This window comes from Halioglobus japonicus, assembly GCF_001983995.1.
Taxonomy (GTDB): Bacteria; Pseudomonadota; Gammaproteobacteria; order Pseudomonadales; family Halieaceae; genus Halioglobus; species Halioglobus japonicus.
The window spans coordinates 3795460-3817699 of sequence record NZ_CP019450.1 but is presented as its reverse complement, the minus strand read 5'-3'; the positions used below and the strand labels follow the sequence as shown (position 1 = coordinate 3817699).

At 58.8% G+C, this 22240-nt stretch carries 21 protein-coding genes; 12 read left to right on the top strand and 9 right to left on the bottom strand.

Annotation, left to right across the window (positions count from 1 at the left end; all coding sequences use genetic code 11):
- Positions 1 to 2 precede the first annotated feature (2 nt).
- Together BST95_RS17975 and BST95_RS17970 are read left to right on the top strand one after the other, a co-directional pair.
- Positions 3 to 1346: an NTP/NDP exchange transporter gene (locus BST95_RS17975; RefSeq protein ID WP_084200805.1), complete on the top strand. Its 1344-nt coding sequence runs from the start codon at positions 3 to 5 to the stop codon at positions 1344 to 1346.
- Between the two features lie 3 nt (positions 1347 to 1349).
- The gene (locus BST95_RS17970) at positions 1350 to 2321 is read left to right on the top strand and encodes a quinone oxidoreductase family protein (protein WP_084200804.1); all 972 of its coding nucleotides are present in this window, start codon (positions 1350 to 1352) and stop codon (positions 2319 to 2321) included.
- Here the strand turns inward: BST95_RS17970 and cysK are convergent, their stop codons facing one another.
- The 3 genes from cysK to BST95_RS17955 form a co-directional block, all read right to left on the bottom strand.
- Positions 2322 to 3308 carry a cysteine synthase A gene (gene cysK / locus BST95_RS17965; RefSeq protein ID WP_084200803.1) on the bottom strand — a complete coding sequence of 329 codons (987 nt, stop codon included), beginning with the start codon at positions 3306 to 3308 and terminating at the stop codon, positions 2322 to 2324.
- A 315-nt stretch (positions 3309 to 3623) separates the two neighbouring features.
- The gene (locus BST95_RS17960) at positions 3624 to 4103 is read right to left on the bottom strand and encodes a TlpA family protein disulfide reductase (protein ID WP_229801623.1); all 480 of its coding nucleotides are present in this window, start codon (positions 4101 to 4103) and stop codon (positions 3624 to 3626) included.
- Positions 4100 to 5344 carry a YihY family inner membrane protein gene (locus tag BST95_RS17955; RefSeq protein ID WP_229801622.1) on the bottom strand — a complete coding sequence of 415 codons (1245 nt, stop codon included), beginning with the start codon at positions 5342 to 5344 and terminating at the stop codon, positions 4100 to 4102. Before BST95_RS17955 ends, BST95_RS17960 begins: the two co-directional genes overlap by 4 nt.
- Before the next feature lie 72 nt (positions 5345 to 5416).
- Here BST95_RS17955 and arsC point away from each other — a divergent pair, with 72 nt between their 5' ends.
- From arsC to BST95_RS17930, 5 genes are read left to right on the top strand one after another with little or no spacing between them, the layout of a single operon-like run.
- Positions 5417 to 5767: an arsenate reductase (glutaredoxin) gene (arsC, locus tag BST95_RS17950; protein ID WP_084200800.1), complete on the top strand. Its 351-nt coding sequence runs from the start codon at positions 5417 to 5419 to the stop codon at positions 5765 to 5767.
- Positions 5767 to 6366, top strand: a complete 600-nt coding sequence (wrbA, locus tag BST95_RS17945; RefSeq protein ID WP_066050690.1) for an NAD(P)H:quinone oxidoreductase — start codon at positions 5767 to 5769, stop codon at positions 6364 to 6366. Before arsC ends, wrbA begins: the two co-directional genes overlap by 1 nt.
- Positions 6363 to 6734, top strand: a complete 372-nt coding sequence (locus tag BST95_RS17940) for a DUF2069 domain-containing protein (protein ID WP_084200799.1) — start codon at positions 6363 to 6365, stop codon at positions 6732 to 6734. The genes wrbA and BST95_RS17940 overlap by 4 nt, the downstream gene beginning before the upstream one ends.
- 3 nt (positions 6735 to 6737) lie before the next feature.
- Positions 6738 to 8585: a signal peptide peptidase SppA gene (gene sppA / locus BST95_RS17935; protein WP_084200798.1), complete on the top strand. Its 1848-nt coding sequence runs from the start codon at positions 6738 to 6740 to the stop codon at positions 8583 to 8585.
- Positions 8586 to 8588: 3 nt separating this feature from the next.
- The gene (locus tag BST95_RS17930) at positions 8589 to 8942 is read left to right on the top strand and encodes a diacylglycerol kinase family protein (RefSeq protein WP_084200797.1); all 354 of its coding nucleotides are present in this window, start codon (positions 8589 to 8591) and stop codon (positions 8940 to 8942) included.
- Here the strand turns inward: BST95_RS17930 and BST95_RS17925 are convergent.
- The 3 genes from BST95_RS17925 to BST95_RS17915 all read right to left on the bottom strand — a co-directional run bounded on the left by BST95_RS17925 (position 8939) and on the right by BST95_RS17915 (position 14364).
- Complete coding sequence (locus BST95_RS17925; RefSeq protein ID WP_084200796.1) at positions 8939 to 12079, bottom strand: efflux RND transporter permease subunit; 3141 nt, start codon at positions 12077 to 12079, stop codon at positions 8939 to 8941. The genes BST95_RS17930 and BST95_RS17925 overlap by 4 nt on opposite strands.
- Complete coding sequence (locus BST95_RS17920) at positions 12076 to 13374, bottom strand: efflux RND transporter periplasmic adaptor subunit (RefSeq protein ID WP_146004134.1); 1299 nt, start codon at positions 13372 to 13374, stop codon at positions 12076 to 12078. The genes BST95_RS17925 and BST95_RS17920 overlap by 4 nt, the downstream gene beginning before the upstream one ends.
- 174 nt (positions 13375 to 13548) lie before the next feature.
- On the bottom strand, positions 13549 to 14364 hold the full coding sequence (locus tag BST95_RS17915; protein ID WP_084200794.1) for a mechanosensitive ion channel family protein: 816 nt from the start codon (positions 14362 to 14364) through the stop codon (positions 13549 to 13551).
- Positions 14365 to 14534: 170 nt separating this feature from the next.
- Here BST95_RS17915 and BST95_RS17910 point away from each other — a divergent pair, with 170 nt between their 5' ends.
- Genes BST95_RS17910 through BST95_RS17895 form a run of 4 tightly spaced genes read left to right on the top strand, consistent with a single transcriptional unit; the run spans position 14535 to position 16944 of the window.
- Positions 14535 to 14990: a MaoC family dehydratase gene (locus BST95_RS17910; protein WP_084200793.1), complete on the top strand. Its 456-nt coding sequence runs from the start codon at positions 14535 to 14537 to the stop codon at positions 14988 to 14990.
- Between the two features lie 9 nt (positions 14991 to 14999).
- Positions 15000 to 15587, top strand: a complete 588-nt coding sequence (locus tag BST95_RS21065) for an FAD-dependent oxidoreductase (protein ID WP_084200792.1) — start codon at positions 15000 to 15002, stop codon at positions 15585 to 15587.
- A complete protein-coding gene (locus tag BST95_RS17900; RefSeq protein WP_084200791.1) occupies positions 15482 to 16528 on the top strand; it encodes an FAD-binding protein in 1047 nt (348 codons plus the stop codon). The genes BST95_RS21065 and BST95_RS17900 overlap by 106 nt, the downstream gene beginning before the upstream one ends.
- On the top strand, positions 16528 to 16944 hold the full coding sequence (locus BST95_RS17895) for a c-type cytochrome (protein WP_084200790.1): 417 nt from the start codon (positions 16528 to 16530) through the stop codon (positions 16942 to 16944). Before BST95_RS17900 ends, BST95_RS17895 begins: the two co-directional genes overlap by 1 nt.
- 34 nt (positions 16945 to 16978) lie before the next feature.
- On the opposite strand, the gene BST95_RS17890 is transcribed toward BST95_RS17895, so the two are convergent.
- Together BST95_RS17890 and BST95_RS17885 are read right to left on the bottom strand one after the other, a co-directional pair.
- On the bottom strand, positions 16979 to 18166 hold the full coding sequence (locus tag BST95_RS17890; RefSeq protein WP_084200789.1) for a lipid-transfer protein: 1188 nt from the start codon (positions 18164 to 18166) through the stop codon (positions 16979 to 16981).
- Positions 18167 to 18182: 16 nt separating this feature from the next.
- Complete coding sequence (locus BST95_RS17885; RefSeq protein ID WP_084200788.1) at positions 18183 to 18617, bottom strand: Zn-ribbon domain-containing OB-fold protein; 435 nt, start codon at positions 18615 to 18617, stop codon at positions 18183 to 18185.
- 138 nt (positions 18618 to 18755) lie between these two features.
- Between BST95_RS17885 and BST95_RS17880 the strand changes: the two genes are divergently transcribed.
- On the top strand, positions 18756 to 19433 hold the full coding sequence (locus tag BST95_RS17880; protein ID WP_084200787.1) for an SOS response-associated peptidase: 678 nt from the start codon (positions 18756 to 18758) through the stop codon (positions 19431 to 19433).
- Positions 19434 to 19446: 13 nt separating this feature from the next.
- Here BST95_RS17880 and BST95_RS17875 read toward each other — a convergent pair whose 3' ends face one another.
- Positions 19447 to 21912 (bottom strand): TonB-dependent receptor, encoded by a 2466-nt coding sequence (locus BST95_RS17875; RefSeq protein ID WP_084200786.1) that lies wholly within the window; start codon positions 21910 to 21912, stop codon positions 19447 to 19449.
- Positions 21913 to 22240 lie beyond the last annotated feature (328 nt).

Here is a 22240-nt window from a genome sequence, read left to right as displayed (position 1 = left end):
CTGTGACGACCTCGTCTCCCGCCGGCAGTGGCTGGCTGCGCCAGACGCTGCTGCTCGGTGTGGAACTGCGCCCGGGCGAACTGCGCGGTGTGCTGGCCATGTTTGCCACGCTGTTTCTCATTCTCTTCACCGCGTATCTCCTCAAGCCTGCGCGGGAGATGCTGATCCTCACCGAGGGCACGGCGGAGATTCGCAGCTATGCGGTGGCGCTACAGGCGCTATTGCTGCTGGTGTTTATTCCCATCTATGGCAAGTTTTCCCGCCAGTTCGACAGCTACCGCTATATGCGCATTGTCAGTGCCGTGTGCGTGGCTACCCTGCTTGCATTCGCCGCGGCGGGACAGGCCGGCATGGCGATATCGGTGCCTTACTTTGTGTGGCTGGGCGCCTATAGCGTGCTCATCATCGCCCAGTTCTGGGCATTTGCCTCCGAGCTCTACAGCCGCGAGGCCGGGGAGCGGCTGTTTGTTATTGTCGCACTGGGGGCTTCGCTGGGAGCCTGGGTGGGGTCGGCCTTGTCGCGCGAACTGGTTAACTACATGAGCGCCTATGGCCTGATGATTGCGGGCGCGGTCACCCTGGCCCTTGCCGCACTGCCAGCGCGGTGGGCGACGCTCTCGGTGCCCAGTGAATCGCGTGCCACTGAAGCTACTGAACAGACCAGCCATCCTTCCATCTTCGCCGGCTTCCAGTTGGTGTTGAGTCGCCGCTATCTGCTGTTAATGGCGGCGTTTGTCATCATGCTTAATCTGGTGAACACCACAGGCGAATATCTGCTGTCTGCCATTCTTGAGCAGATGTACGCCGAAGGCAGTGCCAATGGCAGCATTGCCGTCGACAAGGGGACGTACGTTGGTCGTTTCTACGGCGGGTTTTATTTCACGGTGAATTTGCTCGGCGTTCTCATCCAGTATTTTGCGGTGTCCCGGCTGATCAGAATGGGTGGCTTCGCTGTGGCCTTCCTGTTGACGCCCTGTATTGTTTTTCTCGGCTACGCCTCGTTGGCGTTGTTGCCGATACTGGGCTGGTTCCGCTATTTCAAGGTGGCCGAGAATAGCCTGGACTATTCCCTGCAGAATACCGCGAGACAAATGCTTTACCTGCCGCTGTCCCGTCAGGAAAAGTACGAGGCGCGCGCGGTAATCGACCCCTTCGGTCAGCGCCTCGGCGATATGCTGCAGGCTGGAATCATTTTTGCTGGGCTGCACTGGTTGGGCTGGCAGTCTACCGACTTTATCCCCGCTGCAGCGCTGATGGCGGCCACGGGATTGGTGCTGGCCTTATTGATTGTGCGCGAGCGCGCGCGGATACTGGCGGCCCAGAAAAACGAACAGCAGCAGGAATAAATTATGGTTAAGCGCGTCAGTATCTCCGAGAACGGTGGGCCGGGAGTCATGCAGTTGGTTGACGAGCCTCTGGAAGCCCCGGGTACTGGCATGGTTACGGTCCGCAATCACGCCATAGGCCTGAATTACATTGATACCTATCACCGCAGCGGTCTGTACCCGCTGCCGTTGCCGACTGGCCTGGGCGGTGAAGGAGCTGGGGTCGTTGAGGCGGTGGGTGAGGGTGTTGATCTGCCTGTGGCAACCAGGGTTGGCTACTGTTCAGCGGGCCTGGGCGCTTATGCAGAGGCAGTTAACCTGCCTGCGGCGCGCCTCGTGCCATTGCCCGATGGCATTGATTTCGACACTGCCGCTGCCTCCCTGCTCAAGGGACAGACCACCGAGTACCTGATTCAGCGTACCTACTCTCTCCAGGCCGATGAATACTGCCTGTTCCACGCTGCCGCCGGCGGGGTCGGACTGCTGTTTGGTCAGTGGGCCGCTGCCATCGGCGCCAAGGTCATCGGCACCGTGGGCTCTGATGAAAAGGCGGCGCTGGCACGCGCGCACGGCTATGCGCATGTGATCAACTATCGCACCGAGAACGTGGTTGAGCGGGTGATGGAGATCACCGGCGGCGCGATGTTGCCGGTGGTTTACGATGGGGTGGGGGCTGACACCTTCGATATGTCGCTGGACTGCCTGAGGCCCCGCGGGCTGATGGTGAGCTTTGGCAATGCCTCGGGTGCGCCTGCACCGCTGGAGCTGCAAACCCTTACCGCCAAGGGCTCTCTGTATATTACACGGCCCACCATGGTCACCTATACCGCCACAGCAGAAGAGCTGCAGCAGTCCAGCACAGACCTGTTTAATCGTATTGTGGCGGGTGATATTCGAGTGGAGATCAATCAGCGCTATGCGCTTGGTGACATACAGCAAGCGCATAGCGATCTGGAAGGACGTAAGACAACGGGTTCTACCGTCATCCTGCCTTGATCAGGTAATGGTCGCCTGCACGGTTTCGTTGTCGGAGAACTTGCCTTCGAACAGCGGTGATGTCAGGTAGCGCTCCCCCGAGTCCGGCAGAATCGCTACGATGGTTTTGTCGGCGTTTTCCGGACGCTGGGCCAGGCGGTCTGCCACTACCATGGCTGCCCCGGAGGAAATTCCCGCCAGAATGCCTTCTTCCTGCATGAGGCGATGTGCCATGGCCATGGCTTCATCGCTGGTCACCTGCTCAACGGCATCCACCATGTCCAGATCCAGATTGGCGGGGACGAAGCCCGCACCAATGCCCTGGATCTTGTGGGGGGCGTGAGTGGGCTCTTCGCCGGCCAGTGAGGCAGTAATCATGGTAGTGGTGTCAGGCTCAACCGCCACGGTGGTAATGGCCTTGCCACGCGTGTTCTTGATATAGCGGGAGGTGCCGGTCAATGTGCCGCCGGTACCCACGCCGGAGACCAGAATGTCAATGCCGCCTTCCGTGTCGCCCCAGATTTCCGGGCCCGTTGTCTGTTCGTGGATGGCCGGATTGGCCGGGTTCTCGAACTGGTGCGGGCCCCAGTATTTGTCCGGGTCGGAGGCAATGATCTCCTCCGCAGCGCCAATCGCGGCGGCAATGCCCTGGGTGGCGTCGGTGAGGCGAATCTCTGCGCCCAGGGCCTTCATCAACATGCGGCGCTCCAGGCTAAAGGAGTTGGGCATGGTCAGGATGCAGCTGTAGCCCTTGGCTGCGGCCACAAAAGCCAGGGCAATGCCGGTATTGCCGCTTGTGGGTTCGACAATGGTCATGCCTGGTTTGAGGCTTCCATCTTTCTCGGCCTGGTCCACCATGGCGGCGCCAATCCTGCATTTCACCGACATGGCGGGGTTGCGGTTCTCGAGCTTGGCGTAGATGGTGCTACCCTCGGGGCCCAGTCGGTTTATCTTCACCATGGGCGTGCCGCCGATAGTTTCGGCGTTGTCGTTGAATATTTTGCTCATTTTGATGTCCTTATTAAGCGAGAACCCGCGGGGCGGGCGAAACAGGAAAAGCCTAGTACTGGCGGGGGTTTCTGTCTATGTTTAGACGCGATTTCGCGCTCGCGAAATTTTCTCAGAAATATTTTGAACTAAGCCGAATGGGCCCGGTCTTAATTTATAGTTGCGGCGCTACATGAGACTCCAGTGCTGCTACTTACTGGATCCGTCCAGGTTTCATATCCTTTTGTTTTGAGATGAAGTGTGCATTCCGCTCCCCCGCAAGGGGGAGCGTTTTTTTTGTCTGGGAAATACGCCCTGACAGCGTTAGTTGCTCAATCAGGGCAGTTCGCTGGTCTCTGTTGAGGCAGGGTCTTCAACCGGCACCGCCACCTGGCCCGTGGCCATGGCCAGCGCTTCCAGCGTCTGCGGGCCTACTAGGCTGTGAACCAGTTGGCCATCGGGATTGAGAATGAATGTGGCGGGCAGAACCACGGGGCGCTCTACACCCAGCAGTGCGGCTGGGTCTTTGGCCACAATGGGAAATTCAATCCCCAACTCCTTGACCTGCTTGGCGAGGGGGACACCGGTTGCGCCGTCATAATTGACGCCCAGCACCGCTACCTGCGGGTACTTGGCATCGAGAGCGTTCAGCTCCGGAATCTCCTTGATACAGGGTTTGCACCACTCCGCCCAGTAATTGATAACGAGCCACTGGCCTTTGTAATTTTCCAGCTTTAGCGCCTGGGATTCGGCGGGAGGTTCTGCGCTACAGGCGGCGACCACGATGGCGAGGAATAGGGTGGCGAGGGTCTTCACTGTTGATATAACTCCACTAGGCTCATGTGCATCAGTTCCCGCTGCTGGTGACGCTGGCCGCGCAGCAGACGGTAGGCGTTTTCCTGCCAGTTCATGTCGGCAGTAATGTCTTCCCGCTCCAGGGGTTGTTCATCGTTAACCCAGGTTTTCAGTTGCCAGAAGGGCACCGAGTGCAGATCGCGTGCGAGCAGGTAGTGACCGCGATCGCTTTGGGTGATGACCTGTTGTTCGATCAGGATGTCGCGCAGTTCGCGCCAGGTGACGCTGTCCAGGCCGCGGGTGACGAGATGGCTGTTGTTGAGCAGCTCGGTTTCGCGCACGGTGTCGCCCGCCTGCTGCCTGGTCCAGAACAGGTACAGCACATCGAGGGCCTTTAACACATTCGGCCGGCAGGCCTGTTCTTCGTCCTGGTAGGCCGACAGGCTGTGTACCAGAATGCCGCCCATCAGCACGATGTTCCACGACAGGTATATCCACAACAGAAAAAGCGGCACTGCAGCGAAAGCGCCATAGATAAACGTATAGCTTGAGCCCACCACCAGGTCGGTGAATACGGCACGGGCAGCGTGGAAAGCCAGCGCTGTCGCGAGGCCGCCAACCAGCGTGTGCTTAAAGGGCACCCGGCAATTGGGTACGGCAATGTAAAGTAGCGTGAACGACAGTGTGCTGAGAACTAACGGCGAGACTTTCAGCAGGACCGCCTTGGCACCAAATATGTCGTACTCGTCGAGTACATGGGAAAACGACGCGAGATAAGTGCTTATGCCCAGTGCCAGGCCCAATGCCACCGGTGCCAGGCTGAGTACGGCCCAGTAGAGCAGGAAGCTGGAAACCGAACTGCGATTTTCGCGGGCCCGCCAGATCAGGTTGAAGGCCTTCTCGATGTTGCGCAGCATCAGCACGGCGGTAATGACCAGAAAGACAATACCCGGCCCAGTGAGATTCTTGGCCTGGCGGGAAAACTCGCTCAGATAGGTTTCCACCTCGGAGCTGGTGTCGGGCATAAGATGCTGGAACAAAAATTCCTGCATTTGCTCTTCCAGTCCCTGGAACGTGGGAATTGCGGAGGCCATGGTGTACAGCACGGTGAGCAGGGGCACCATGGCAAACAGGCTCATGTAGGTCAGTGCCGCAGCGTTCTCTGAACAGCGGTCTTCCTTGAAGCGCGAGAGCAGGTAGCGAGTTCTTCGCCAGGCCCCACGCAGAATGTCCTGATACGGTTGCATCGGGTTATTATGCATGAATGATGGCCCCCCGGGTAAACCCCTTTGATATACTTCGTGGCCTGATCAATACAGTCTTCGGAGCCTCCCATGAGCGAATTCACCATTTACCACAACCCGCGCTGTTCCAAGTCGCGTAACACCCTGGCGCTGTTGGAGGAAAATGGCATAGAGCCTGAAGTGTTGCTCTATTTGGAGACTCAGCCCGACGAGGCCGAAATCCGCGCTCTCCTGTCCAAGCTCGATCTCACGGCAGCGCAGCTGGTGCGCAAGGGCGAGGATGCCTACAAAGAGAACGGCTTGAGTAAAGATTCCAGTGACGCAGACATTGTTACGGCGATGGCGAGCCACCCCAAACTGATCGAGCGCCCGATTGTGGTTCGCGGCGATCAGGCTGTGTTGGGCCGCCCTCCTGAAAACGTTTTGGGCCTCATCAACTGATGGCGGACCCGTACGTACTGGTGCTCTACTACTCGCGTCACGGCGCCACCACCGAGATGGCGAAACAGGTGGCGCGGGGTGTCGAATCGGTGTCGGGCGTTAGCGCCCGGCTGCGCACAGTCCCGGCGATCTCCGCGACCACCGAACAGACCGAGGATGATATCCCCGAGTCGGGCCCGCTCTACTGCGACGCCGACGATCTGCGCGACTGCGCCGGCCTGGTGCTGGGAAGCCCCACGCGCTTCGGCAATATGGCCGCGCCCCTCAAGTACTTCATCGACCAGACCTCCAGCCTGTGGCTCTCCGGGGCGATGATCGATAAGCCGGCGGCTGTATTTACCTCGACTTCCAGTATGCATGGCGGTCAGGAATCCACCTTGTTGAGCATGATGTTGCCGTTGTTGCACCACGGCATGGTGCTGGCCGGGCTGCCGTACAGCGAGCGCGGCCTGATGAGCGCCACCTCGGGCGGCACACCCTACGGTGCATCCCATTGGGCGGGTCCCCAAAATGACCGCGCTCTGGACGACAATGAAGCTGCCCTGTGCCGTGCCCTGGGGGCACGCGTTGCGCGGCTGGCTGGAGGAGAAAGCCTATGAGTTCCGTTGCCGAGCGCACCCGGGTAATCGTCTGGCTCAGTTATTTCGTACTCATAACTGCACAGGTACTGGAACTGTGGATGGGTGCCGCACCCTGGATCGTCTGGGTGGCTTTCCTGGTGCCATTGGTGGTTTTTATTCCGGGCATGTGGCGGGACAACCTGCGCAGTTATATTTGGTTGTGTTTTGTGCTGCTGCTGTACTTTATGCGCCTGGTGGTCGCGCTGTTTGCCGACCCGAGCAGCCCGGTGGCGATTGCGGGTATGGTCGCTGTCGTCATTCTGTTTATCTCAGCGATGATGTATGTGCGCTGGCGCGCCCGGGAACTGAAAGAAGCTGCAGCCACAGCTGCAGGTCACGGGGAGTAAAGTATGAGTAAACCCTCGCTGATTCGGCGTTTCTTTGGCGGGATCTGGAAGGCCATTACCTGGGTACGTCTGGGGCTTGCCAATCTTTTGTTTCTGGCGATGTTGGCCATCATTTACTTTGTTTACTTTGGTGGCGGCCCCGAGCCTTTGCCGGAAAAGGCAGCGCTGTTGTTGAATCCTGTGGGCAGTATTGTCGATCAGAAGCGCCCCGTGGATCCCATGGTGGCTCTGGTCGGTGAACAGGGCCCGGCCGATCGCGAAGTACTGCTACAGGATGTGATTGACGCGATTGAGGCCGCTGCTGAGGACCCTGCGATCAACGCCATGGTGATGGAACTGGGCGGTCTTGCCGGTCTGGGTATCTCCCGTACGGGTGAAATCGGCAAAGCCCTGGAGGCTTTCAAGGCCACGGGCAAGCCGATTGCTGCACGAGCAGACTTCTATACCCAGAATCAGTATCTGCTGGCGAGTTATGCCGACGAGATCATCGCCCACCCGCTCGGCGGGGTCGCGATAGAAGGCTTCAGCAGTTACCACAATTACTATCTCGAAGCGCTGGAAAAACTGTCAGTCGATATGCACGTGTTCCGGCGCGGCAAGCACAAGTCTGCCGTAGAGCCGTTTATGCGCAACGATATGTCGCCCATTGAGAAAGAAGCTACGCAGGTCTGGTTGGATGACATCTGGGGCCATTACACCGCCCAGGTAGAGGCGCGACGTGAACTGGAACCGGGTGCCCTGAACGCCTACGTCAATGGCTTGCCGCAGCGCATGATTAACGGCTCAGGGGATACCGCGCAGGATGCGCTCGATGCGGGCCTGATCGATCAGTTACTGTCGCGTGGCCGGGCCAACGAATGGTTGGTTAAAATGGTTGGCGTGGCGGATGATGAGGGCCATTACGAGGCCGTTGAGTTCGAGTACTACCTCTCCCGCAAGGGACCGGTTAGTGATGCGGGCATCCCGGAAGGGCGGGTTGCGGTGCTAACCGCCCAGGGCAATATCATGCCGGGGGAGCAGCCGTCCGGCACCATCGGGGGTGATAGCCTCGCCTCGCTCATCAGTCATACTGTCGAGCAGGGCAATGTGGATGCGATTGTGCTGCGCGTCAATTCCGGCGGCGGAAGCATGTTTGCCTCTGAAATTATTCGGGAACGCGTTCTCGAAGCGCGGGCCAGTGGCATTCCAGTGGTAGTTTCGATGGGTGCAGTAGCAGCGTCCGGCGGCTACTACATTGCCGCAGATGCGGATGAAATATGGGCAACGCCCACAACCATCACCGGCAGCATTGGTGTTGTTGCCGCGTTCCCCACGCTGGAGGGATCCCTCAAGAAACTGGGCATTCACACCGATGGTGTTGCGACATCCGATATTGCAGGCTATTTGCGCCTTGACCGCACGCCCAGCGATGAGATCAAGGCAGCGGTGGATGCAGGCGTTGGCTACGCCTATGACAGCTTCCTGGCGGTCGTTGCTGAAGGGCGTGGCATGAGCCTTGACGAGGTCCAGGAGGTAGCCCAGGGGCGTGTGTGGAGCGCGGATGCGGCACTGGAGAACGGGCTGGTTGACCATCTCGGTGGCCTCCACGATGCCATTGCATCAGCGGCGGCGATGGCCGAGCTGGAGGCGTATGAACTTGAGTTTGTACAGCCACAGCTGTCACCCAAGGAGCTGTTCTGGCAGCAGTTGAGCGAGCGCGTGGCGCTGCCGGCAGTGTTGGGTGGTAGCGAGATCGTTTCGGTGTTGCGCAGTGTGTCCCAGCCAGTGGTTCAGGCCGTGACTGAAATCCAGTCACTGCAGGACCCGCGCAATATGTTTTATAAGTGCCTGGGCTGTTCAGTGGTGGAGTAAGCTTTGCGTTGGCTTTCGCAGCGGGTAATCAGCTTTGGCCACGCACTGCGTGGCGTCAAGACGCTGCTGGCTGAACCCCATGCCCAGATTCACCTGTCCGCTACCGTGGTAGTGGTGGCGCTGGGGTGGCTGGTGGAGCTGAGCCGCAGCGACTGGCAGGTCCTGGTATTGACGATCGCAATCGTGTGGTTGGCGGAGGGGCTTAACACTGCGCTGGAGCATCTATGCGATGCTGCCGTGCCTGACCACCACCCGTTGATCGGCAAGGCCAAGGACGTGGCTGCCGCCAGTGTTCTGGTCACGGCACTGGGTGCCGTGATCATTGGCGCGCTGCTTTTCCTTCCCTATCTGACCTAAGCAGTTTCAGCTGCTGCCGGCGACTCGTCGGCATCGCTGAACAGCCTGCCCAGGTCGTCAAGAATCATATACAGGCTCGGTACCAGCAGCAGCGTGATGACTGTTGCGAAGACAATACCTACGGCCAGTGAAATCGCCATTGGTACCATAAACTGCGCCTGGGCGCTGCGCTCCAGCAGCATCGGGAACAGACCCAGGAATGTGGTCATCGAGGTGAGCATGATCGCGCGGAACCGGCGGCAGCCGGCCTCGATGATTGCCTGGTATTTGTCGCGGCCCTGGGCGACGGCCTTGTTCACATAGTCGACCAGAATCAGGCTGTCATTCACCACCACGCCCGACAGCGCGATAATGCCCATTAGCGACATCATGCTGATGGCGTGGCCGAATATCCAGTGGCCGACCACGGCGCCAATCATGCCAAAGGGGATCACACCCATGATGATGAGCGGCTGTAGATAGGACTTGGTCGGGATAGCCAGTAGTGCGTATATGCCGAACATGGACAGCGCAAAGCCGATGAGCATGCTCGTTACCATCTTGGTCTCTTCGTCCGCAAGGCCTGATTTATCCCAGGTGAGGCCGGGATATTTCTGCGCTAACTCAGGCAGAACATCCGAGATCACCTCGCTCATGACCTTGGCGGGCTCAACAATCGTGGTGTCGGCCTCGGCGGTAACCTCGGCGGCGCGACGGAAGTTGATGCGAGTGATTTTCTGCAGACCTTCGCGGGTGTTGATCTGGGCTACTGTATCGAACGGCACCTCGTCACCCGAGGGCGTGCGGATATACATGTTGTCCAGGCTGGCGACGGTCTCACGGTCGGCGATCGGGTAGCGAACCATTACCTTGATTTCATCAATGCCCCGCTGGATGCGCTGTGCCTCGGCCCCGTAAAACGCATGTCGGACCTGGCTGCCGAGTTCGTAGCGGGTCAGGCCCAACGCTTCGCCCTCGGGTAGCAGATCGATATGGAACTCTTCACGTGTGTCGGCAGCGCCGTTGCGAATGTCACTGAGTCCATCGTACTTGCGCAGGTGTTCAACCAGTTCTTCGGATGCCTTGCGCAGCGCATTGAAGTCCGGGTGCATCAGGTCGAAGGAAACTTCGGGACCAAAGTTAGGGCCGTCAGATGACTGGAAGCCCAGTACGTCGGCGCCATGGATAATGCCCAACTTGTCACGAACCCTGCTGATCACTTCTTCGTTGGACAGCTTGCGCGTGTCCTGCTTGGTCAACTCGATGTCGATACGCCCTTCAGTGTCGTCATAGGCGAAGGCGCCCACATGCGCAACGAGGCCTGCATCGGTGTTGTTCTTGCGGCGGTATTCCCGGTCAACTTCGTGCAGCGTTGCCACAATGGTCTGTACCGCTTCGACGGTGCGCTCTTCCGGCGTGCCGTCGCGCATGCTTAGCTCGACCTGCACAAATTCACCCGGTGTGTGGGGCGATATCACGGTTCTGACGACCCCGCCTAGCACCAGGCCCGCGCACAGGATGAAGACGGCAAGGAAGCTCGCCAGGGTGACATAGCGATTGGCCACACACCGCTCTACCGTGGGGCGGTAGCGATTGTCGATAAAGTGGCGCAGCCGCGCGTTTACTTTTTCCTGGACGTTGTCGATAGAGAGCAGAATCGGGTTCTTCGTCGGTCGGCTGTGGGCCAGGTGGGCCGGAAGAATCCACTTGGATTCGATCAGCGAGAACACCAGGCAAAGAATCACTACCCAGCCCATCGCTGCGGGCATGGGTGCGAACACACCTTGTACGAACAACGTTGGTGTGAAGGCGACGATCGTCGTCAGTACCCCGAATGTAGCGGGAGTGGCTACACGGTAAACGCCATTAATCACATTATTGACGCTGTGCCCGTGGGCCTCGGTTTCCGAATAGGCACTTTCACCCATGATGATCGCATCGTCGACCACGATACCCAGCACCAGGATAAAGCCGAACAGGCTGATCATGTTTAGGCTGGAATCGATATAGGGCGTATTGATGATGGCCATGGCGCCCAGGAAGCAAACGGGAATACCTATCATGACCCAGAAGGCCAGTTTAATCTCCAGGAACAGGGCCAGGGTGATGAATACCAGTAGAGCGCCCACGGCGAGGTTTTTCACCATCATGCCCAGACGTTCTTCGAGGTAATAAGTCGTGTCGGCCCAGATATCGAGCTTTACGCCATCGGGCAGAGAAGCCTGTTTCTGGGCGACGTAATCCTTGGCGATTCTGGCGGTTTCGACGATGTCCTGCTTGCCCATGGAGAACACGTTGATGCCGAGCGAGTATTCCCCGTTGAAAGAGGCATAGCCGGAGCCGTCGACAAACCCGTCGCGCACCGTCGCTATATCCCCGAGCATAAGGCGTGTGCCGTCTGGCCAGGTTTTCAGGACGATGTTCTCAAAGTCCTGCTGTACGTAGGCCTGGCCCAGGGTGCGCAGCATGATATCGCCATTGCGGGTTTGTACCGAGCCTGAGGGCAGGTCGAGCGACGAGACCGAGATGGTGTTTGCCACTTCGGCCAGGGTGAGGTGGTACTCGCGTAGCAGCGGCTCGGAAATCTCCACGGAGATCTCGTAATCGCGGGCACCGACCACTGTTGCTGAAGAGACTTCTGGGAAGGTCAGCAGTTCGCGACGTACTTCATCCGCGAGGGCTTTCATGCTGCGCTCATCAAGAGCGCCTGAGATCTGGATGGTGACAGCGGCGAACAGCAGATCTGGCTGGATGAGAATCGGCTCTTCAGCATCGGCCGGGAAGGTACTGATACCGTCGATGCGATTCTGGACGTCGTTATAGAGTCGGGCTATGGGAACGCCGTCCTGGGGTTCAATAATCACCCGACCGAAGGATTCCAGGGAGTCGGATTCAATACGTTTAATGCCGTCGAGGTCGTTAATGGCTTCCTCGACCTTCATGATCAGGCCCTGTTCAACTTCCTCGGGCGCTGCCCCCGGATAGGGGATATTGATGAATATCACCTGGAAGTCGAAGGCTGGGAAAATGGCGCGCTGGATACTGAACGCGCTGCCGAGGCCGACGGTGATGATGATGAGCATTAACAGGTTGGCGGCAACCGGGTTGCGCGCGAACCAGGCGATAATGCCTGAGCGTGACTGATCCTGTGTGCTCATTCAGCGACCGCCGCTGCAATAGGCTCGAGCGTGTCTTCGAGTGTACTTTCCAGGGGGGCCTCAAAAACGTCCTCCGGCGTTTCTTCCGGAATGACAGGTTCACCGCCGCCATTGAGTACATCGCTATCGGTGCTGGAGTTGATCTCTACCTTGGTGCCAATGAGTGACGCGTCAAGCGACGTCAGCGAGACACGATCGCCGTCATCCAGACCGGCGCCAACGTAAATGGTGTCGCCGCCGGTACGCAGAACTTCGACTCTGCGGTTGCGCAGCAGATTGTCTTCGTCGATGACCCAGACCAGATTACCGGCGCGCAGAATATAACGGGGCAGGGCGACGATGTCGTCGAAGTTACGACCTGAAATATCGGCGTTCACGAACGTGCCCAGTCGCAGAGGCTCACGATCGGGGGTGTTGAGGGCGTAGGGATCATCGACGCGGGCCACGGTGTAAAGCACTCGGGAGCGTTCATCAAACACACCTTCGGTGCGATGCAGGCGCGCAGGCCAATGCTTTACCTCACCGGCTACGTCGGTGTAGAGATCGATGCTGGCGCCATCGTCGTAGCCAGACACACCCGGCAGGGCCAGATAATCGAGCTTGCTCTGGGGAATGGGCAGTCGCACCTCGGCCTGGTCGACAGAGAATACGGCGGCGAGACGGGTGCCGGCGCCGACAAATTGTCCCAGTTCGCTGTCCTTGCTGCGAATGATCGCGTTGTAGGGCGCTTTGATCACGGTGCGTTCGAGGCGATCGCGCGCCGTGTTCAGGTCAGCCATGGCTGCCAGCAACTGAGCCTCGGCTTGTTCCAACTGGGGTTTGCGGAGGTACAGGTCCTTGGCTTCCTGACTGCGCTGGGCATTGGCGGGCAGTTTCTGCCACTCGCGCAGGGCGACTTCAGCACGGCCCTTTTCCTGGGCCAGGTTGCTCTCGGCAGACTCTACAGAGGCCTGGGCGCGGAGCAGGTCGGTCTGGTAATCGCGGGGGTCGATACGCATGAGCACATCGCCCTTGGAGACGAATCCACCCACGAGGAAGTTTTCGGCCGTTTCGATAATGCGTCCGGAGACTTCCGACAGCAACGCCGTTTCACGCAGCGGGGTCACCGTTCCCTGCGCCTGAACGTGAACATTAATGGTTTCCTTGACGGCCACGGCGACATCAATGGTTACCGGCCGATACTCGGGCTCGGCCATTTGCGCCGGGGGGCGGTTCAGGAAAAGTATGGCCGCGATGGTAGCGGCACCGCCAAGCAGCAAGGCAGAAACTAGCGTTTGTTTTTTGATGGAAGCCACGGATCCGTCCGTCAGTGAAAGGCCTGTTTATACCACAGCGCGCCTTTTCGCTCTGTGAAAAACTTGTAATATCCGGTAGTTACGCGTGATTTGGCCGTTCTGGATTAGCGCTTTGGGGCGCCTGCTGGACCCCGGGGGGAGTGGCGGGCGCAGCTCGCTGCGCCCGCGTCAGTGTCAGTCGGCGCTGTTGGCCTGATCCATGTGAATGTCCATCTGCGGGTAGGGAATGCTGATACCGGATTCGTCGAACTTCAGCTTCACCGCCTCGGTGGTGTCCCACAGTACCCCCCAGTAGTCCTCAGCGTTCACCCAGGGCCGTACCAGGAAATTAACACTGGAATCTGCGAGCTCGCCCAGGGCAACCACCGGTGCGGGTTCGGCCAGCACACGTTCGTCGGCGGCGACGATGGCTTCGAGGATTTCCTTGGCCTTTTTCAGGTCATCGTCATAGCCGATACCAAAGACCATATCGACCCGACGTGTGGGCCGGGCAGAGTAGTTGACGATATTGTTACCCAGCACAGCGCCATTGGGAACAATCACTTCCTTGTTATCCGGCGTTGTCAGCGTGGTTGTGAAAATGCTGATCGCATCCACCGAACCTGAAGTACCGGCGACTTCCACAAAGTGCCCCTTGGTAAACGGACGGAAAATAATCAGCATTACGCCGGAGGCGAAGTTCGACAGCGAGGATTGCAGCGACAGGCCAATGGCGAGACCGGCTGCACCGAGCAGGGCCACCAGTGAGGTGGTGTCGATGCCCAACTGGCTGAGCGCGGCAATAACAACGAACAGAAGAAGAACCCAGCGCAGAATAGAGCACAGGAACTTCACCAGAATGTCGTCCATGCCGCGGCCACGCATAAACTTGTCGGCAACGCCGACAACGCTGGATACCAGCGCGCGACCGACGATGAAAATGGCCAGCGCTAGCGCAATTTTGATTCCCCAGGGGAGAATGTAAACGTCCAAGACAGAATTCATATCCATAAAACGGATTCCTTTGGTTTTTATTGGAAAAGACTTCTTAAACTATAGACGAGGTCCTATTCTTTGCAATGTGCAGCTGGTGGTGAATCTGCTTAAACCGGCTGAGCTGAGATCAGCTGACAGCCGGTGCTATAGTCCTGCTGATTCACATGTCAGGGAGAGAGCGTTTAATGCCTACCATTTTTGAACAACCCGCCGATTTGCTGGGGGCCGTTGGCCGGCAGCTGGGTCACAGCGACTGGCTGGAAATTGACCAGCAGCGTATCAATCTGTTCGCCGACGCAACCGGCGATCACCAGTGGATTCACGTCGACCCTGAAAAAGCGGCCGAAGGCCCGTTTGGTGCAACCATTGCCCACGGCTACCTGACCCTGTCACTGGCCAATCTGTTTCTGCCGCAGATCATGGAGGTGCGAAATACTTCCATGGGTGTGAACTATGGCTGTGAGAAAGTGCGTTTCCCGGCCGCCGTACCCGTCGGCAGTCGAGTTCGCGGCGTGGGCGAAGTCATTAGCGCCGAAGAGCTCAAGGGCGGTGTACAGGTGGTGGTACGCATGACCATCGAGATCGAGGGCGGCGAGCGCCCGGCCTGTGTCATAGATACTATTAGCCGATTTTTTCCGTGAGAGACTGATTTGTCAGATTCCCCCGAGCACTCAAAAGGCCTGAGCCGCCGCGCCCTACTCGGGGCCGGCGCAGCCGCGGTCACCTCCGCCGCGGCGGGTGCTGCCGCGCTGCCTGCGGCCTCGATTGGTGGCTGGGATCTGACGACAGACGTACTCGTGGCGGGCTCCGGTGCAGCAGGCATTTGTGCTGCACTGGAAGCGTCCGCTGCCGGGGCCCGGGTGCTGCTGATCGAGTCACTGGGGCAGCCGGGCGGCAGTTCAGCGATGTCAGGCGGCGTTATCTACGCAGGTGGCGGCACTGCACTGCAAAAGTCCAACAAGATCGACGATTCTATTGTGGAAATGTACCGGTTTCTTAAAGATGTCAGTGGCCCGGGCGTCTCGCTCCCCAAGGTACAGCTGTACTGCGAGGAATCAGTGGCGCACTTTGACTGGCTGCTGCAACAGGGCGTGCCGTTCGGCGGGGGTTCACTGCCGCCAAAGGTCTGCCGATGGGCGACGAGTCCCTGTACTTTTCCGGCACCGAGCAGGCCTGGCCTGCCCGCGACCTTGCCAGGCCCGCTCCCCGCGGGCATGTACCCGGTGTGCGGGGCATGAATGGCGGTCGCAAATTAATGGAAGTGCTACTCGCCAAGGCCGCCGCGGCGGGCGTGAGAATACGCACCAAAACCTCCGCGAAACACCTGGTGACCGAGAGTGATGGTCGCGTGGTCGGCATGCTGGTAGAGGATGGCGCTGGCAGGCGCCAGCGAATCAAGGCCTTACGCGGCGTGGTATTGGCCTGTGGCGGCTTTATTCACAACCGGGAGATGCTCGAGTTGTATGCGCCGCAGCTGGCGGATTGCTCAGTGCCCTGGGGCAATGCCGGCGATCAGGGGCAGGGCATTAAGATGGGAATTTCCGCAGGCGCTGCGGCATTGCGGATGCACGAGGGGTTTGCCATCGCGCCGATTTATCCGCCTGAACACACGCTGGCGGGGCTGTTAATCAATAACGTGGGTCAGCGCTTTGTGGCTGAGGATGCTTACCATGGCGTGCTCGGTCACCATATCGCCTTTCATCAGGGCGGTCAGGCATGGCTGATTACCGACCAGTTCAGCACCTTTGGCTACGATCAGGATAACTTCCCGATGGTGGCCCAGAGCAACTCTGTGGGTGGCCTGGCAGATCAGCTGCGACTGCCGCGCGGCAGCCTGCAAAACACGGTCGCCTACTTTAATCGGTTCGCCGCCCGGGGAGAGGATCCGATGTTTCGCAAAGCCTCGGCGTTTTTGCGACCGCTGCAGGCGCCACCCTTCCAGGCCTGGGACTTGTCCGTCGACAAGGCGTTCTTCCCGGTACATACCTTTGGCGGCCTGCACACCAGCCTCGACGGCGAAGTCATCAGCAGCTTCGGTGAGCCGATTCCCGGCTTGTATGCCGCGGGACGCAATACCGCGGGGCTGCCTACCGCGCCCTACATTGCCAGTGGTCTTTCGCTGGGCGACGCAACTTTTTTCGGCCGCCGGGCAGGGCGCGCCGCAGCAGGAGCGGCTTGATGTTAAGAGTGGTCTTGCTGATATCGCTGGCACTGTTCGCAGGTGTGGCACAAGCGCAGTTGCCCGAGGTCTCGAGCACGCTGCCCCAGGGAAGTGCCGAGCGTGGGCGATTGGTGTTTGCCCCCTGCCGGACCTGTCACTATCCAGAGGCCTATGTGGGTCACAATAACGGTCCCAACCTGAGCGGTATATTCGGAATGGTGGCGGGTAAGCAGAAAGGGTTTCGCTACTACTCCGAGACGTTTGCCCAGGCCGAATTTGTGTGGACACCGCAGCTGATGTACGCCTGGCTGGAGTCACCGATGGAGATGTTTCCGGATACCACCATGATGAGCCTGGGCGTGCCGGATCCGCAGGATCGGGCTGACCTGATCGCCTATTTGCTGCAGGCGACGGCGGTGCAGGTCGAGCAGTGAAGGCCGGGGCGACGCACCGTTGCCCCAGTGTGGATTAACGTTTTACGATGACAGACGAGCCGTGGCCAAAGAGACCCTGGTTGGCGGTAATTCCTACCTTGGCGCCCTGTACCTGACGATCACCGGCTTCACCGCGCAGCTGCCAGGTTAATTCACATACCTGGGCCAGTGCCTGGGCGGGTACCGCCTCGCCAAAACAGGCCAGACCGCCGGACACGTTCACTGGAATCTTGCCGCCAATCGCTGTGTCGCCGGCGCGCAGTAACGCCGCCGCTTCGCCGCGAGGTGCCAGTTGCAAATCCTCAATCCAGTCCAGCTCCAGTGCGGTAGAGAGGTCGTAGACTTCAGCCAGATCGACGTCTTCAGGGCCAATGCCTGCTTCCTCGTAGGCCTTCAGCGGCAGCGTGGAACGGAAAGAGTGGGCTTCAATGCCCGCTGCTGCCGCAGAGTCGGTGGCGATATCCGGCATCTCAACCACGCCGCTGGCAAACGTTGGCGTGGTGGTAGAGATGGCGGCGACGCGGGGGGCGTCGCCTTTGCCGATTTTTTCAGCGTACTCAATGCTGGAAACAATCAGCGCCGCGCCGCCATCGGAGGTGGCGCAGATATCCATTAGGCGCAGCGGGTCGGCCACCATGGCAGAGGCGGCCACGTCTTCAGCGGTGAATTGTTTCTTGTACCGGGCGCGAGGGTTATGCGCGCCGATGCGCGAGTTCTTGACTTTAACCGCCGCGAAATCCTCCAGGGTGTCGCCATACACATCCATGCGTCGACGCGCGTACAGGGCGAAGTACGTGGGGTTGGTAATGCCGAGGTAAAAGCGGACCCAGTCTGGATCTTCCGGGCGATAGCCTTTGGCGGGTGCCAGGAAACCCTTGGGGGTGGTGTCTGCGCCAACCACCAGGGCAACGTCGCACTCACCGGCGAGGATTTTGTTACGGGCAGCCGCCAGGGCCTGGGACCCGGATGCGCAGGCCGCATAGGAGGTGTTGACCTCGGCGCCCTGCCAACCCAGTGCCTGGGCAAAGGTGGCACCGGCGACATAACCCGGATAGCCGCAGCGCACAGTGGCACCGCCGGACACAAACTTTACGTCCTGCCAGGGTACACCGGCGTCCGCCAGGGCTTCGCGGGCCGCAGCCACACCATACTGTACGAAGTTGTGGCCCCATTTACCCCAGGGGTGCATGCCGGCGCCGAGAATTGCTACTTCATTAGACATTGTCGTTCACTCCAGCTCAGGCCTCTACGGGCTTCCACTTCCAGGTCATCTTGATATCGTCATCGGTCTCGTGCAGCTGTTCCAGTACCAGTTCGACCGGCATGCCGACCTTGAGGTCTTCACAGCTGACGCCTTCGATGACCTGGCCGAGGACGACCATTTGTTCTTTTTCCAGCTGTACCGCTGCGATGGAGTAGGGCTCGAAGGGCTCGGCGGCCACGAAAGGTTCGGGCGGCTTGTAGCAGGCGTTGGTATAGCTCCAGATATGCCCCGTGCGGCTCAGTTCCACTTCGTCAAAGTCGGTGGAGTCACACGCCGGATTGCGGCAGTAGTCGTGGTTCTTGGGGAAGAAGTAAGTGCCACAGTGTTTGCACTGGGTGCCGATCAGGTGGGGCTTAACTTCCATGGTGTGCCAGCCGTCAATGGCCGGCGCAAGCGGTTTGTCGCTCATGAGAACCTCCAGAAAAAACGCCGGTCAGGGTAAACCGCCCGCTGCAGGCAGGCAAGGCAGCGCCGGATTGACCTAAAGGGGGTTTACCTAAACAGACCTGTATTGAGCCCGGCGGCGGATTTAGGCAAAGTGAGCCCCATGTGTGGAAGATTTAATGTCATTGATAGCCCGGGGTTGCAGTCGTTACTGCGCGACCTCGGAATTGATCTCAAGCTGCCCACTGCCACTAACATTGCGCCGACAGAAGGTGTGGGGTTGGTTCTCGACACGGGGGCGGGCAGACAGATGGATGCCGCGCGCTGGTGGCTGACGCCTTCCTGGGCGCCGGCGGTTGATCAGAAATACAGTATGTTCAACGCCCGCTCCGAAAGTCTCTCGACCAGCCGCGCATTTCGCACGCCCTTCAAGCGTCAGCGCGGTATTGTGCCGATGAGTAGCTTTGTTGAGTGGCGCACAGTGGCGGGGCGCAAGAGCCCCTGGTTGATTTCCAATGCCCAGCATGCGCTCGCGGTTGCGGCGTTGTGGGATGTTTGGGATGGCGATGGTTCGCAGATGCTCAGCTGCACGCTGGTGACCACCGCTGCCGCAGAACCTTTTGCACCCTGGCATAAGCGCATGCCAGTGGTATTGGCGGAAGATGAATGGAGCCGGTGGTTGGACAATAGTCGGCCGATTGCTGCCAATGATCCGGTGTTCCGCGGCGAATTGAAATCGGAATGGTACCTGCAGGAACTGCCCGCAAGCATTGGTAATAGCAGAAACAAAAACCCCTCCGAGATGGAGGGGTTTGGAGAGCTGATCGAGCTCCGCCCCTGAGGGCGGAGTTCAATTAGAAAGAGTAGCGCAGATCCAGGCCGTAGGTCAGCTGGTCGTCGATGCGGGTGTGGTAGGCACCCAGTACATCAGCAGCCAGGCCGCCGGGGTTCACTGCGTACTCTTCGTCCAGCAGGTTGTTACCCCACAGCGCAATTTCGATGTTCTCATCGTCATTGGTCCAGGAGATACGTGCGTTCAGCAGCTTCTGGTCCTGGAAGTACCAGGGGCCAGTGGTGTAGATCGCAGTGTCTTCGTTGGGGCCGGTGTCCTCGTTATACACGTAGTGCGCGTGTACCAGCAGGAAGCCGGTGGGGATCTCAGGGGTCCAGTCGAACTTCAGCGTGTACTCTGTGCCGGAGTCGTCTTCGATGGTCTCGCCACCGGCGAGTTCACCTGCCGAGTTGAAGTAGGTGTCAGAGGTTTCTTCGGTTTCACGATAGGTGGTGAGTGCACCCAGGCGCAGGCTGTCGGTGACTGTCCAGGTCAGCAGCAGCTCGATACCGTCTACTTCCAGGTCTTCGCTGACGATACCGGGGGCCGCGGTGGGATCATCCGGGCCTTCCTTAATGTCGCGCTGAACCTGACGATCGTCCAGTTCGTGGCGGAACACAGACAGCTCGGTACGCAGTGTCTCGTTAAAGAAATCACCCTTCAGGCCGACTTCGAAAGACTGAATCTCTTCAGGTGCGAAGGAACCGGTCTGTACGGACTTGAAGCTCTGGCCGTCAAAACCGCCGGACTTGTAGCCGGTGGAGTAAGAGGCGTAGGCCATGGCGATATCACTAAATTCCCAGTCGGCAACGAGGCGGCCGGTGGTCTTGTTCCAGTCGTCGCTGGACTCAAACTTGCCAAACCACTGATCTTCCGGTGCGCCGGTCTCGGCGGGGTTGTAGTTCACGCGGGCAGGAGCGATCGGCCAGTCGATGGTCGAGGGATAGGTCTGCCAGGAGTAGTCCTTCTCATCGTAGCTGTAACGCAGGCCGGCGGCGATGCGAATGGTGTCGGTGAGCTGGTAAGTGCCGTCAATGAATACGCCCCAGTTGACGAAGTCACCGGTGTTATCCATGGTCTCAGTGAAGTATTCACCGCTGAATTCGGGCGGCAGTACGGCTACGCCGGCAAAGTTGGATACGTCCAGCCACCACTGGTCGGGCTGGTCGCCGAAGATATCCCAGGCATGGGTATCCTGATCGGGTTCAATACCGACTTCTGGAAGAAGATCGATGCTGACGAACTGCATGTAGGAGTCAGCCAGCAGGCCGATGTCGGTGCGCTGGAATACGTCTTCCTGGCTGTAGTTCGCGCCGAGGATCAGGTCGAGGTTGTCCTGTACAAAGTTGAAACGGATTTCACTGTACAGAATGTCGGAATCTTCGATGTTGTTGGTGTCGAGGTAGCGGCGCATTTGGGCAGTGCCGTCCTCTTCCTGCAGGTTGGTGGTTTCCCACTCGCGGTAGCTGACGATACCGAACATGGACCATGCATCGTTGATGACGTGGTCGATCTGTAACGATACACCGTACATTTTACGAGTTTCTTCCTCGTTGTTGCGGTTGCTGTCGTATGCATTGCCTGCACCGGCTACATCGTGTTGGTCCTTGCTGCGGAAGGGATCTTCGCTGCCCTGGTAAGAGTACTTGGGGTTCACACCGATAGCGGCGCGGGGCATTTCATCACGGTCTTCAAAGTCTGCCGCCAACTGGACGGAGGTGTCTTCGGACACGTCCCACAGCAGTACGCCGCGGCCGGCAATAAAGCCTTCATTGCGGAAGTCGTCACCGTTCGTGGCGGTTTCAGTAAAGCCGTTGCGCTGGTGAGAGAACAGGTTGCCGCGGAAGAATACATTGTCTGTAACTGGAGCATTCACCATTCCTTCCATGCGCAGCATGTTCTGGTTGCCGACGCGCGCTTTTACAAAACCCTCAAATTCTTCGTGGGGCTTGTTGGGTACGATGTTGATTACACCGGCGGTGGCGTTGCGGCCGAACAGCGTGCCCTGGGGGCCTTTCAGGACTTCAGTGCGCGAGATGTCGGTGAACGGGATAGAGGTTACAGCGCGGGGCATGTATGAACCGTCGTAGAACACGGCCACAGAGGCGTCCTGACCCGAGCTGATATTCGGGCTGGAGATGCCGCGAATCGAAATGCCGAACTGGGTGGTACCGCCGACGGTGTCCGCAATATCCACACCGGGCATGAAGGTGTCGATGTCCTGAATGGTGGCGGCGCCAGTGTTAATCATGTCCTGGGTGGTGAACGCGTTCACCGAGCCAGGTACAGACATGAAATCCTCTTCACGCTTCTGGGCGGTGACCACAATTTCTTCCAGGGCCAGGCTGTAGCCGCCGGCGCTGGTCTGGGCGAAGGCCGGAATGGCCAGCGTGCTTGCGCCCAGTGCAAACAGGGCAGTCTTTACGGCCTTGTGCAGGGGCTTTTTCGTCGCAGCTTGCAGGCCGCGATCGGTGCTTGGGTTACTCATCGGTTATGTCCCGTAGTTCAATGTATTTGTATCGTTAATGCTGTCCGGCGCCCTGCGACTCTAAGCGGTGCAGTGACCTTCCGGCTTTCACGTATAAGTTGTTGTTATAAGGCCGGTTTCCCTACCAATTCTGGGGCTGATTCTACCTTCACAGGCGACCTCAAAGCCTGCGGAAAATCGACATCTAAGAAGTTTTTCCACGAAGGCGCGAATTGTTCGCACAAAACCTTAAACCAGGCTGAAAAAGAATGCCTGAGATGCCTTTATTGTACGATGGTACAGGATAAACCCCGGGTAGAATGTGAACCCTTTCACAATGTGGAGCAAT

Excerpts from the sequence above, each read along its gene's own strand:
- BST95_RS17910 (WP_084200793.1), top strand. The coding sequence starts at position 14,535 with ATGCCTACCATTTTTGAACAACCCGCCGATTTGCTGGGGGCCGTTGGC.
- BST95_RS17900 (WP_084200791.1), top strand. The coding sequence starts at position 15,482 with ATGGGCGACGAGTCCCTGTACTTTTCCGGCACCGAGCAGGCCTGGCCT.
- BST95_RS17955 (WP_229801622.1), bottom strand. The coding sequence starts at position 5,344 with ATGCATAATAACCCGATGCAACCGTATCAGGACATTCTGCGTGGGGCC.
- BST95_RS17875 (WP_084200786.1), bottom strand. The coding sequence starts at position 21,912 with ATGAGTAACCCAAGCACCGATCGCGGCCTGCAAGCTGCGACGAAAAAG.
- BST95_RS17940 (WP_084200799.1), top strand. The coding sequence starts at position 6,363 with ATGAGTTCCGTTGCCGAGCGCACCCGGGTAATCGTCTGGCTCAGTTAT.
- BST95_RS17970 (WP_084200804.1), top strand. The coding sequence starts at position 1,350 with ATGGTTAAGCGCGTCAGTATCTCCGAGAACGGTGGGCCGGGAGTCATG.
- BST95_RS17890 (WP_084200789.1), bottom strand. The coding sequence starts at position 18,166 with ATGTCTAATGAAGTAGCAATTCTCGGCGCCGGCATGCACCCCTGGGGT.
- cysK (WP_084200803.1), bottom strand. The coding sequence starts at position 3,308 with ATGAGCAAAATATTCAACGACAACGCCGAAACTATCGGCGGCACGCCC.
- sppA (WP_084200798.1), top strand. The coding sequence starts at position 6,738 with ATGAGTAAACCCTCGCTGATTCGGCGTTTCTTTGGCGGGATCTGGAAG.
- BST95_RS17925 (WP_084200796.1), bottom strand. The coding sequence starts at position 12,079 with ATGAGCACACAGGATCAGTCACGCTCAGGCATTATCGCCTGGTTCGCG.
- arsC (WP_084200800.1), top strand. The coding sequence starts at position 5,417 with ATGAGCGAATTCACCATTTACCACAACCCGCGCTGTTCCAAGTCGCGT.
- wrbA (WP_066050690.1), top strand. The coding sequence starts at position 5,767 with ATGGCGGACCCGTACGTACTGGTGCTCTACTACTCGCGTCACGGCGCC.
- BST95_RS17880 (WP_084200787.1), top strand. The coding sequence starts at position 18,756 with ATGTGTGGAAGATTTAATGTCATTGATAGCCCGGGGTTGCAGTCGTTA.
- BST95_RS17915 (WP_084200794.1), bottom strand. The coding sequence starts at position 14,364 with ATGGATATGAATTCTGTCTTGGACGTTTACATTCTCCCCTGGGGAATC.
- BST95_RS17895 (WP_084200790.1), top strand. The coding sequence starts at position 16,528 with ATGTTAAGAGTGGTCTTGCTGATATCGCTGGCACTGTTCGCAGGTGTG.
- BST95_RS17885 (WP_084200788.1), bottom strand. The coding sequence starts at position 18,617 with ATGAGCGACAAACCGCTTGCGCCGGCCATTGACGGCTGGCACACCATG.